The organism is Neobacillus niacini (genome assembly GCF_000759675.1).
GTDB classification, from domain to species: domain Bacteria; phylum Bacillota; class Bacilli; order Bacillales; family Cytobacillaceae; genus Neobacillus; species Neobacillus niacini_A.
In genome coordinates, this window is sequence record NZ_BAWM01000131.1 from 1 (window position 1) to 202 (window position 202).

The following is a 202-nucleotide window of genomic DNA, read 5'->3' on the forward strand; positions in this document are numbered from 1 at the left end:
ACGTACTAAAGAAGATGAGTTTGAATTTAATAAAGATGCAGGCATGTACGTATGTAAAGCTGGGCAGATGGCAATTCGAAAAGCTCGTACAAATAAGAAAAATGTGGGGAAAAATCAACGTCAAACGTATTATTTTGACACCGAAAAATGCAAAGTATGCCCTTTCCGTGAAGGATGTTACACAGAAGGAGCAAAGAGTAAA

General features: G+C 37.1%; 1 pseudogene. It reads left to right on the forward strand.

Going from position 1 to position 202, the window contains the following annotated elements:
* Positions 1 to 202, forward strand: a pseudogene (locus TR08_RS24965) (IS5/IS1182 family transposase); the annotation flags it as partial.